Origin of the sequence: Falsiroseomonas oryzae, from assembly GCF_027856955.1 — a bacterium.
GTDB classification, from domain to species: Bacteria; Pseudomonadota; Alphaproteobacteria; order Acetobacterales; family Acetobacteraceae; genus Falsiroseomonas; species Falsiroseomonas oryzae.
The window spans coordinates 1-8283 of record NZ_JAPSMD010000242.1 but is presented as its reverse complement, the minus strand read 5'-3'; the positions used below and the strand labels follow the sequence as shown (position 1 = coordinate 8283).

Sequence of the window (8283 nt, the reverse complement as noted above, 5' to 3'; positions counted from 1 at the left end):
CGCGCCTGGCGGATGCGGCGAAGCGCGCCGGCCTGCCCGCCGGCACGCTCGCGCCGCTGCTGCGCGCCGCCGCGCTGGATTTCCGCACCGACGACGCGGCGGCGCGCATCGCCGCCTCCACCTTGGCCGCCGATCTCTCCGCGCGGCTCACCGCGATCACGGGCTGAGGCACGATGGGTTTCAACTGCGGCATCGTCGGCCTGCCGAATGTCGGCAAGTCCACGCTGTTCAACGCGCTGACGCAGACGGCTGCGGCGCAGGCGGCGAACTATCCCTTCTGCACCATCGAGCCGAATGTCGGCCGCGTCGCCGTGCCGGATCCTCGGCTGGAGGTGCTGGCGCGGATCGGCAAGTCCGCGAAGATCATCCCGACCAGCCTGGAATTCGTGGACATCGCCGGCCTGGTGCGAGGTGCCAGCAAGGGCGAGGGGCTGGGCAACCAGTTCCTGGCCAACATCCGCGAGGTGGACGCGATCATCCACGTGCTGCGCTGCTTCGAGGACGGCGACATCACCCATGTCGAGGGCAGCGTCGATCCGGTGCGCGACGCGGAGACGGTCGAGACCGAGCTGATGCTCGCCGATCTCGACAGCCTGGAGAAGCGCAGCCAGGGCCTGGTGAAGCGTGCGCGCGGCGGCGACAAGGAAGCGATCGCGCAGATGGCGCTGATCGAGCCGCTGAAGGCCGCGCTGGAAGCCGGGAAGCCGGCGCGGACCGCGGTGCCGAAGGGCGAGGAGGCGGCGGCGTCGCGGCTGCAGCTGATGACCACCAAGCCCGTGCTCTATGTGTGCAACGTGGAGGAAGCCAGCGCCGCGACGGGCAATGCGCACAGCGCGCGCGTGCAGGCGATGGCGGCGGCGCAGGGCGCCAAGGCGGTGATCGTCTCGGCGGCCATCGAGGCCGAGATCAGCCAGATGCCGGAAGGCGACCGGGCCGAGTTCCTGTCCTCGCTGGGGCTGGAGGATAGCGGGCTCGATCGCATCATCCGCGCAGGCTACGAGCTGCTGGGGCTGGTGACCTACTTCACGGTGGGCCCGAAGGAGACGCGGGCCTGGACGATCACGCGCGGCACCAAGGCGCCGGGCGCGGCGGGCGTGATCCATGGCGACTTCGAGCGCGGCTTCATCGCGGCCGAGACCATCGCCTATGACGACTACGTCGCCCTGAACGGCGAGGCAGGGGCGAAGGACGCGGGGAAGATGCGCGTGGAAGGGAAGGAGTACGTCGTGAAGGACGGCGACGTGCTGCTGTTCCGGTTCAACGTCTGACCCGCCCGATCGGCAAGGGCGCGTTCCGGCGATGGCGGCCGGGCCTCACCGCCGGCGCGCCACGTTCCGGCCGCGCGCACGCCGTGCTTGAAGGTCGAACAGGGCGTGTTGTAGCCTCGGCAGTTGCCGGAACTGGCGGGACCATGCTCCTGGCGTAGCCCCGCCCGCGGGGAGGATGCGCGATGACGCAACCAGCGCGGACCAGCGGCCCGGACCTCGACGCCTCCGGCGCCATGATGCGCCTCATCACCGGCGCCTGGGCGGCACGCATGGTGCACACGGCCGCCGAACTCTGCATCGCGGACCATCTGGCCGAAGGACCGCGCGACGCGGGGTCGCTCGCCGCCGCCACCGCCTCCCACGCGCCCTCGCTCGCCCGCCTGCTCCGTGCACTGGCCGCGATCGGCGTGCTGCGCGAGGACGAGGACCGCCGCTACGCGCTCACGCCGCTCGGCGCGACGCTGCGCAGCGGCGTGCCGGGGTCGATGCGGCCCTGGGTGCTCCTCTGCTTCGCCGACGACCAGGGCAAGGCCTGGGAGGCGCTGACCCACGCCGTGAAGACCGGCGAGCACGCCTATCGGCACATCTTCGGCGTGGACAAGTGGACCCGCCTCGCGCAGCACCCGGAGGCGGCGAGGCTGTTCGACGCGGCGATGCAGAGCCTCACCGAGGGCGCCAACGGCGCGATCATCGCGAACTACCCGTTCGGCCAGTACCGCTGGATCGTGGATGTGGGCGGGGGGAACGGCGCGCTGCTCATGCCGGTGCTCGCGCGCCATCCGGGCATGCGGGCGACGCTGTTCGACCTGCCGCACGTGGCCGACGCCGCCCGTGCTCGCATCGCGGAGGCGGGGCTCTCCGACCGCTATGAATCCGTCGGTGGCGACGCCTTCGCCGCGGTGCCGGCGGGCGCCGACGCCTACGTGCTGAAGGGCGTGATCCACGACTGGGAGGACGCCGAGGCGCTGGCGATCCTGCGCACGGTGCGTGCCGCCATGGGCGACGGCGCGCGGCTGCTCGTGATCGAACGCATCCTGCCCGAGCGCATTGATCCGTCCGACATCCTCACGCCGGGGCGGTTCATCCACGACATCAACATGATGCTCAACCCGGGCGGACGGGAGCGGACCGAGGCGGAGTTCCGCGATCTCCTGGCCCGGGCGGGCCTGAGGCTTGCGCGGATCGTCCCGATCCCCTGTCCGCTGTCGGTGATCGAGGCCGACCCCGCGTGATTACGACCGAGCCCCCCCGCCGGGGCTGCACGCGCGAACCTGGACACGGCATCACGCCGCCTCGCCCGCCGCCCAGCCGCTCGACCAGGCCCATTGGAAGTTGTAGCCGCCGAGCCAGCCGGTGACGTCCACCGCCTCGCCGATCACGAACAGGCCGGGCACCGACTTCGCCATCATGCTGCGCTGGTCGAGCGCGCCGGTGTCCACGCCGCCGAGCGTGACCTCGGCCTTCGCGTAGCCCTCGGTGCCCGATGGCATCAGGCGCCAGGCCTTCAGCAGCGCGGCGAGGCGGCGGAGGTCGGCGTCGCCGACCTCGCCGATCACGCGGGGCGGCAGGTGCAGCGCGGCGAGGGACTGCGCCAGGCGCTGCGGCAGCAGGTCCGACAGCACGGTCTGTGGCTGCGCCTTCGGGCGGGCGCGCTTGGCCTGCAGCAGAACGGACGCCGCGTCGCGCTCCGGCAGCAGGTCCAGCGTGAGCGGCTGTTCCTCGCGCCAGTAGGAGCTGGCCTGCAGGATGGCGGGGCCGGAGAGGCCGCGATGGGTGAACAGCATCGCCTCCCGGAAGGCCGCGCGGCCGCAGCGCGCGATGCTGTCCAGGGAGACCCCGGCCAGGGGCTGCATCAGCGCGAGCGAGTCCGCGGCGAAGGTCAGCGGCACCAGGCCGGGGCGGATCTCCGTGAGCGGGAGGCCGAAGCGGCGCGCCACGTCGTGCGCGAAGCCGGTCGCGCCCATCTTCGGGATGGAGAGGCCGCCGGTGGCCAGCACCAGCGCGGGCGCGGCGAAGGCGCCGCGATCCGTCGCGACGGTGAAGCGGTCGGCGCGCGCGATGTCGGTGACGCGGTGGGAGAGGCGGAGGTCCACGCCCGCGGCGTCGCATTCCGCCAGCAGCATCGCCACGATCTCGCGTGCCGAGCCGTCGCAGAAGAGCTGGCCGAGCGTCTTCTCGTGGAAAGGGATGCGGTGCCGGCGCACCAGCGCGACGAAGTCGTGCTGCGTGTAGCGCGCGAGGGCGGATCGGGCGAAGTGCGGATTGGCGGAGAGAAAGCGGTCCGGCGCGCAGCCCAGGTTGGTGAAGTTGCAGCGCCCCCCGCCGCTGATCAGGATCTTCTTGCCGGCTGCGTCGGCGTGGTCCAGCAGCAGCACGCGGCGGCCGCGGCCTCCGGCGCGCAGCGCGCACATCAGCCCGGCCGCGCCGGCGCCGAGCACGATGACGTCGACGTCCTGCACGGCGGTCAGGCGGCGGCCGCTTCCAGCCCGGCCATGTCGCGGCCCACTGCTTCCGCCACGCGGATGCCGTCCACGCCGGCGGAGAAGATGCCGCCGGCATAGCCCGCGCCCTCGCCGGCGGGATACAGGCCAAGCGTGTTCACGCTGCGGAACGTGGCGTCGCGCCGGATGCGCACGGGGGAGGAGGTGCGCGTCTCCACGCCCGTCATCACCGCGTCGTCCATGTCGAAGCCGCGGATCTGCCGGCCGAAGGCGGGCAGCGCCTCACGGATGGCGGCCACGACGAAATCGGGCAGGCAGCGGGAGAGGTCGGTGGGCGTGACGCCCGGCTTGTAGCTGGGGATCACGCTGCCGAGCTGCGTCGAGGGGCGGCCGGCCAGGACGTCGCCGACGCGCTGCGCCGGCGCGCGATACGCGCCGCCGCCGGCCTCGTAGGCCAGGTCCTCCAGCCGGCGCTGGAGGGCGATGCCGGCCAGCGGGTCTCCGGGGTAGTCGAGCTCCGGCGTGATGCCGACGACGATGCCGGCATTGGCGTTGCGCTCGGCGCGCGAATACTGGCTCATCCCGTTCGTCACGACGCGGCCGGCCTCGCTGGTGGCGGCGACGACGGTGCCGCCGGGGCACATGCAGAAGGAGTAGACGCTGCGGCCCTTCAGGCCCGGGCCGGTGCAGTGGTGCACCAGCTTGTAGTCGGCGGCGCCGAGGATGCGGTTGCCGGCGAAGTCGCCGAAGCGGGCGCGGTCGATGACGGATTGCGGATGCTCGATGCGGACGCCGATGGAGAAGGGCTTGGCTTCCACATGCACGCCGCGCGCCAGCAGCGTCGCGAAGGTGTCGCGGGAGGAATGGCCGATGGCGAGCACGACGTGGTCGGTCTCGATCGTCTCGCCGGCTTCCGTCACCACGCCGCGCATCCGGCGCAGCCCGTCGCGGCCGGTCTCGATGACGAAGTCCGTCACCTTCGTGCCGAAGCGGTACTCGCCGCCCAGCGCCTCGATCTTGGCGCGCATGGATTCGACCATCTGCACCAGGCGGAAGGTGCCGATATGCGGCTTGGCGACCCAGAGGATCTCCTCCGGCGCGCCGGCCTGCACGAACTCCGTCAGCACCTTCCGGCCGAGATGCTGCGGGTCCTTGATTCCGGACCAGAGCTTGCCGTCGGAGAAGGTGCCGGCGCCGCCCTCGCCGAACTGGACGTTGCTCTCGGTGGTGAGCTGGCTGCGGCGCCACAGCGCCCAGGTGTCCTTGGTGCGCTCCCGCACGACCTTGCCGCGGTCGAGGATGATCGGGCGGAAGCCCATCTCCGCCAGGATCAGCGCGGCGAAGATGCCGCAGGGGCCCGTGCCGATCACGACGGGCCGCTTCGGCGGCGGCGCCTTGGCGCGCGTGACGTGGTGATAGGTGGTGTCCGGCGCGGGGCCGAGGGTGCGGGCCAGCACCGGGTCCCGCGCGTGGCGGCGCAGAAGCGCGGCCTCGTCCTTCACCGTGAAGTCCAGCGTATAGACCAGCTCGATCGCGCTGCGCTTCCGCGCGTCCCAGGCTCGGCGGGCGACGGTGCAGGACAGCAGCTCGCCCGGGCGCAGGCCGAGGCGCGCGACCAGCGCCGCCTCTATGGCGCCGTCGGGGTGGGTCAGCGGCAGCTTGAGTTCGGTCAGTCGGAGCATGCCGCCCCCATATGGCCCATCCGGGGGGCCGGTTCAGCCCTCCGCCAGCACCGCCGGCGAGACGCCCCAGACATCGCCGCCATCCGGCGGCGGGGTGATGTGCAGCGGCAGGGCGTTGGGGGTGCGGACATTGGGCTCGTGGCCCAGCGCCAGGCGCAGTGCGCGGAACAGCGCGCCATGCGCCACGACCAGCACCGGCGCGGGCTGGTCCAGCGCGCGGTTCACGGCGCGGACGGCGCGGTCCAGCAGCTCCTGGAAGCTCTCGGCATCGGCCGGGGTGTAGGTGCCGGCGATCCAGTCGTCGTACCAGTCGCCCATCGGCTGGCCTTCCTGCTCGCCGAAATTCACCTCGGCCAGGTCGTGGTCCAGGGCGACCGGCAGGCCCAGCGGCTTCGCCACGATCTCCGCCGTGCGGCGGGCGCGGACGAGGGGGGAGGCGACGATGGTGGCGATGCGCGCCGTGCGCAGCGTCAGCGCGGCGCGCTCGGCCTGCATGACGCCGACCTTGTTGAGCGGGATGTCGGTGCGGCCCTGGGACAGGCCCTGGGCGTTCCAGTCGGTCTCGCCGTGGCGGAGGAACCAGAAGGGGGTGCGGGTCAGCATCAGGCGTGGGCCTTCTCGCGCGCCAGGGCGGCGGTGACGGCGGGCAGTGCCGCGACGCGCCGCATCAGCGCGTTCAGGGCAGGCAGGTCCCCGATGTCGAGCTTGAGGAACCCGGCGAAGCCGCCGAGCGTCGCCAGGAAGATGTCGGGCGCCGTCGGGTGCTCCGTGTCGAGCAGCGTGCCGCCCTGCGCCGCCAGCGCGGCCTCGGCGAAGTCCAGCGCGGCGCGGCAGCGCTTGAGCGCGGCGCTGCGCACGGCGGTCGCGGCCTGCTCGTCGCCATCGGCGAAGCGCAGCGCGGCGAAGCAGGGGTTGAAGTGGCGACCCATGCTCCAGTGGCACCAGGCCAGCCATTCGATCGCCTTGATCCGCGGCGTGCCGGCCTGCGGCAACAGGAAGCTGTCCGGCGCGGCCTCGCCGAACCACTGGATGATGGCGGGCAGTTCCGTCACCACCGTGCCGTCGGGCAGCTGCAGCGCCGGCACCTCGCCCTTCGGGTTGAGGGCGAGGTAGGCGGGCGCCTTGTGGTCGCCGGCGCGCAGCGAGATGAAGCGCAGCTCGAACGGCACGCCGGAGATGGCGGCAACCTGGTGCGCCAGCGTCCCGGAGGTGAAGGTCGAGGTCCAGAGGACCGGCGTGCCGCCCGGCTGCGACATGCTCAGAGCGCCAGGCCTTCCTGCGTCAGCGCGCGCTGCACCGCGGGCCGCGCCAGCATCGCCTTCAGATGCGCGTCGAGATGCGCCGGCAGCGTCATGCCGGACCGGCGCACCGCCCAGTATTCCACGAAGAACAGCGCCGCGTCGGCGACCGAGTAGCCCGAGGGCAGCAGCCAGGTGCCGCCGCGCCAGGTGCGGTCGATGACGTCGAAATACTTGGCCGCGTTCTGCTTGCCGAGCTCCACCGACTTCGGGTGGTCCTCCTCCCGGAAGGAGAAGTTGGCCGGGCGGAACTGCCGGGTGAAGCCGTGCGGGTGCACCGTGCCGCAGATGTAGTCCAGCATCTCCAGCGCGCGGATCTCGCCTTCGAAGTCGGAGGGCAGCAGGCCGGCTTCCGGGTTGGACTTGCCGAGCCAGTAGGCGATCACCGGGAATTCGGTCAGCACCTTGCCGTCGCCGCGGTCCAGCGCCGGGACCTTGGACTTCGGGTTGATCGCCATGTACTCCGGCTTGTGCTGCGCGCCGTCCTTCAGCGCGACCGGGGCCAGCTCGTACGGCTTGCCGATCTCCTCGAGGATCACGTGGATGCCGAGCGAGCAGGCGCCGGGCGAGTAGTGCAGCTTCACGGTCGTTCTCCCATGTCGTGCGGGCCTTGTAGGTCGGGGCGGGGGCGGGTCGCCAGCCCCCCTCTTGGCCCGGGCGGCGGGCCGACGCATGGTCCCTGGCCGGAGGAAACGCCGATGCTCACACGCCGCCTGCTGGCCGCCCCCGTCGCGCTCGGTCTGCTTGCCCTGCCGGGGATCGCGGGCGCGCAGGACGCCTTCCCGACGCGCCCCGTCACCATCGTGGTGCCCTTCCCGCCGGGCGGCGGGACGGACGTGCTGGCGCGCATCCTGGCGCAGTTCTTCCAGGAGTCCTGGCGGCAATCGGTGGTGGTGGAGAACCGCGGCGGCGGCGCCGGGCGCATCGGGCTGCAGCAGGTGCAGCGCGCCCAGCCGGACGGCTACACGCTGATGGTGACCTCGACCGGCGGCATCATGGGCCTGGCCGGCGCCGAGCACGCCTTCCGCGTGCGCGACGCGCTGACCCCGATCAGCCTGATCGCCGCGCCGGCCTATGTGGTGGCGATGCATCCCGGCGTCGGCGCGCGCAACGTGGGCGAGCTGATCGCCCAGGCCCGGGCGCGGCCGCCCGGCCACTTCACCTTCGGCAGCTCCGGCACCGGCGCGGCGAGCCACCTGGCGGCGGAGCTGTTCGCCTCCATGGCGGGGATCGAGATGCTGCACGTGCCCTATCGCGGCACCGGGCCGGCGCTGAACGACCTGATCGCCGGCCGCATCCAGCTGATGTTCGCGCCGCCCCAGACGGTGGCGGCCGCGGTGCAGGGCGGGCAGGTGGTGAACCTGGCCGTCACCTCCGAACGCCGCACCGACCTGCTGCCCGGCCTGCCGACCGCGGCCGAGAGCGGCCTGCCCGGCTATTCTGCGGTGGGCTGGTTCGGGCTGTTCGGCCCGCGCGGCATGCCCGCGCCGCTCGCCGCGCGCATCTCGGCCGATGCGGCGCGCGCGCTGTCCACGCCGGAGACGCGCACGCGGCTGGCCGCGCTGGGCGCCGAGCCGGAGCCGATGGCGCCGGA

8 protein-coding genes are annotated in these 8283 nt (G+C 72.7%); 3 read left to right on the top strand and 5 right to left on the bottom strand.

Translation table 11 applies throughout. From position 1 onward, the window contains the following. Positions 1-173: 173 nt before the first annotated feature. Together ychF and OZN99_RS20045 are read left to right on the top strand one after the other, a co-directional pair. On the top strand, positions 174-1268 hold the full coding sequence (gene ychF / locus OZN99_RS20050; protein WP_270937028.1) for a redox-regulated ATPase YchF: 1095 nt from the start codon (positions 174-176) through the stop codon (positions 1266-1268). 182 nt (positions 1269-1450) lie between these two features. After that, positions 1451-2500: a methyltransferase gene (locus OZN99_RS20045; RefSeq protein ID WP_270937027.1), complete on the top strand. Its 1050-nt coding sequence runs from the start codon at positions 1451-1453 to the stop codon at positions 2498-2500. A gap of 51 nt (positions 2501-2551) precedes the next feature. On the opposite strand, the gene OZN99_RS20040 is transcribed toward OZN99_RS20045, so the two are convergent. From OZN99_RS20040 to OZN99_RS20020, 5 genes are read right to left on the bottom strand one after another with little or no spacing between them, the layout of a single operon-like run. After that, the gene (locus OZN99_RS20040; protein WP_270937026.1) at positions 2552-3727 is read right to left on the bottom strand and encodes a BaiN/RdsA family NAD(P)/FAD-dependent oxidoreductase; all 1176 of its coding nucleotides are present in this window, start codon (positions 3725-3727) and stop codon (positions 2552-2554) included. A 5-nt stretch (positions 3728-3732) separates the two neighbouring features. Next, complete coding sequence (locus OZN99_RS20035; RefSeq protein WP_270937025.1) at positions 3733-5391, bottom strand: NAD(P)/FAD-dependent oxidoreductase; 1659 nt, start codon at positions 5389-5391, stop codon at positions 3733-3735. 33 nt (positions 5392-5424) lie between these two features. Further along, positions 5425-5994 carry a histidine phosphatase family protein gene (locus OZN99_RS20030; RefSeq protein WP_270937024.1) on the bottom strand — a complete coding sequence of 190 codons (570 nt, stop codon included), beginning with the start codon at positions 5992-5994 and terminating at the stop codon, positions 5425-5427. Beyond that, a complete protein-coding gene (locus OZN99_RS20025; protein ID WP_270937023.1) occupies positions 5994-6647 on the bottom strand; it encodes a glutathione S-transferase family protein in 654 nt (217 codons plus the stop codon). The genes OZN99_RS20030 and OZN99_RS20025 overlap by 1 nt, the downstream gene beginning before the upstream one ends. Before the next feature lie 2 nt (positions 6648-6649). Beyond that, a complete protein-coding gene (locus OZN99_RS20020) occupies positions 6650-7273 on the bottom strand; it encodes a glutathione S-transferase family protein (RefSeq protein WP_270937022.1) in 624 nt (207 codons plus the stop codon). Positions 7274-7387: 114 nt separating this feature from the next. On the opposite strand from OZN99_RS20020, the gene OZN99_RS20015 reads away from it, so the two are divergent. Next, positions 7388-8283, top strand: an 896-nt coding sequence (locus OZN99_RS20015) for a Bug family tripartite tricarboxylate transporter substrate binding protein (RefSeq protein ID WP_270937021.1), incomplete at its 3' end; no start/stop codon positions are given.

Excerpts from the sequence above, each read along its gene's own strand:
- OZN99_RS20025 (WP_270937023.1), bottom strand. The coding sequence starts at position 6,647 with ATGTCGCAGCCGGGCGGCACGCCGGTCCTCTGGACCTCGACCTTCACC.
- OZN99_RS20045 (WP_270937027.1), top strand. The coding sequence starts at position 1,451 with ATGACGCAACCAGCGCGGACCAGCGGCCCGGACCTCGACGCCTCCGGC.
- OZN99_RS20030 (WP_270937024.1), bottom strand. The coding sequence starts at position 5,994 with ATGCTGACCCGCACCCCCTTCTGGTTCCTCCGCCACGGCGAGACCGAC.
- OZN99_RS20035 (WP_270937025.1), bottom strand. The coding sequence starts at position 5,391 with ATGCTCCGACTGACCGAACTCAAGCTGCCGCTGACCCACCCCGACGGC.
- ychF (WP_270937028.1), top strand. The coding sequence starts at position 174 with ATGGGTTTCAACTGCGGCATCGTCGGCCTGCCGAATGTCGGCAAGTCC.